At 39.1% G+C, this 2,074-nt stretch carries 2 protein-coding genes and 1 tRNA gene; all 3 read right to left on the bottom strand.

All coding sequences use genetic code 11. The annotated features are described in order from the left end of the window. The 3 genes from bssS to AACU95_RS03195 all read right to left on the bottom strand — a co-directional run bounded on the left by bssS (position 1) and on the right by AACU95_RS03195 (position 1,782). On the bottom strand, positions 1–255 hold the full coding sequence (gene bssS / locus AACU95_RS03205; RefSeq protein WP_004248355.1) for a biofilm formation regulator BssS: 255 nt from the start codon (positions 253–255) through the stop codon (positions 1–3). 212 nt (positions 256–467) lie between these two features. Continuing rightward, complete coding sequence (gene pyrC / locus AACU95_RS03200; RefSeq protein ID WP_036907835.1) at positions 468–1,520, bottom strand: dihydroorotase; 1,053 nt, start codon at positions 1,518–1,520, stop codon at positions 468–470. Positions 1,521–1,706: 186 nt separating this feature from the next. Continuing rightward, positions 1,707–1,782 (bottom strand) — tRNA-Asn (locus tag AACU95_RS03195). Positions 1,783–2,074 lie beyond the last annotated feature (292 nt).

Here is a 2,074-nt window from a genome sequence, read left to right as displayed (position 1 = left end):
TCAATGCTTGGTGTTGTCTGATACAAAATCTTCAGATGATTCAATTTTATCAATACCTGCTTGAAGAATATAAATCAACTGTTTTGCTACATCAGTAGTAAGCCAAAGTGTTTTATCAACCACTGCATTGTCTGGATGGTGTTCGTTTTCAGGAAGATAATGTAAACGTAGCATCATCGCATCATAGATATCTACAGTGCTAATATCCCAGCCTACAACAGGATGTGTTTGAATAACTTCATTTTTTCTACTCATAATACCTCCTAATCATACAACCGGTTTTGACTAAGAGAGAAGCCCCCACTAAGTGGTTACTTTCCAGTATACGAAATTTGGCGCAATAAAAAAGCTAAATTTTGATGAAAAATGGAAAAGTACAACGAGGAATAGCAAAAAATATGCACCATAACTATCCCAGATAAGGGGTTATATGGTGCATAAAGAGAAGATATCAAGTCACTAATTGATTAATTGACACTAATATCCCAATGAATATCTTCATTTGCTAAGAAGGGGATTAATGCTTCATCACCACTCATAATTTTTGCAGGTGCAGTAACGGATTTTTCCGTTAAGGTAATAGTGCCTTCATTAACCGGTAAACCATAAAAACGTGGGCCATTGAGTGAACAGAAGGCTTCAAAGTGAGAAAGGGCATTGAGCTCTTTAAATACGCTAGCATAAGCCGCTAAAGCGGTGGGGGCGTTAAACACGCCAGCGCATCCACAAGATGATTCTTTGCGATGTTGTAAATGAGGTGCGGAGTCAGTACCTAAGAAGAAACGCGAATGGCCTGATGCAACGGCTTGCCTTAATGCCTCTTGGTGTATATTACGCTTAAGGATAGGTAAACAGTACAAATGCGGTTTCACACCACCGACAAGCATATGATTACGGTTAAACATTAAGTGTTGTGGTGTAATAGTTGCACCAAGAAATTCATTTCCCTCTAAGACATACTGTGCCGCTTCTTTGGTGGTGATATGTTCAAAAACAATTTTTAAGGCAGGAAATTGTTTGCGAACGGGAGCCATCACGTTATCAATAAAACGAGCTTCTCTATCAAAAATATCGATATCTGATGCAGTAACTTCCCCATGAATAAGCAATGGCATACCTATTTTTTCCATTACACTAAGAATAGGATAGATTTTATTGATATCGGAAACACCATGGCTAGAATTTGTCGTCGCATTGGCAGGATAAAGTTTACAAGCAGTAAATACGCCTTGTAGAAAACCTTGTTCAACTTCTGATGGCAGAGTGCTATCCGTTAAATAGCAGGTCATTAATGGTTCGAATTTATCGCCACTTGGAATAGCTGCTTTTATGCGATCACGATAACGACGGGCGGCTTCAATGGTGGTGATCGGGGGAACAAGATTTGGCATTACGATGGCTCTGCCAAAATAACGACTGGTATAAGGAACAACGGTTTTTAGCATGTCATCATCACGAAAGTGAACATGCCAATCATCAGGACGGCGAATAGTGAGGGTGATAGGTTGTGCAGTGGTCATATACCGGCTCCGTGTGTCTTAGGAAAATCGAAAGATCAACGATTGGATTGGACTGGATAGTCAAGCCGGAAATGAATAGTAATACGAAAACGATTAAATAGCTACCTTTTTAATGGTATTTTTTATTGTGTGTGAGGGAAAACAGAGAATAAAATCAAATAGTTACGAGGGTAATACTAATAGAAATGGCTCCTCCAACTGGACTCGAACCAGTGACATACGGATTAACAGTCCGCCGTTCTACCGACTGAACTATGGAGGAACATCATTAAGTGGCGTGTATCATATAGTGGTAAAATTGAGATGTCAAAGGTCAATCGTAGATATTTGTTTAAATGGATAGATAAACAGCAAGTTGCATCAATTATCAGCGAATAATGAACAAGATAATGAAAAAGATGCTGGAATTTATAGGGTGAAACAGAGAAAAATTTATTTTTCAGCATGCTCAGTGTGGGATGCTATTGGCTAAAAAGCAAAAAGCCCGCATAAAGCGGGCTTTTCTAAATTTGGCTCCTCCAACTGGACTCGAACCAGTGACATACGGATTAACA

It is taken from the genome of Proteus sp. G4415, from assembly GCF_963896075.1.
GTDB lineage: Bacteria > Pseudomonadota > Gammaproteobacteria > Enterobacterales > Enterobacteriaceae > Proteus > Proteus mirabilis.
The sequence above is the reverse complement of the archived record's forward strand: the minus strand, read 5'-3'. Positions and strand labels throughout refer to the sequence as shown.

Bases quoted from the DNA above. Each gene is read 5' to 3' on its own strand.
- bssS (WP_004248355.1), bottom strand. From the start codon at position 255: ATGAGTAGAAAAAATGAAGTTATTCAAACACATCCTGTTGTAGGCTGG.
- pyrC (WP_036907835.1), bottom strand. From the start codon at position 1,520: ATGACCACTGCACAACCTATCACCCTCACTATTCGCCGTCCTGATGAT.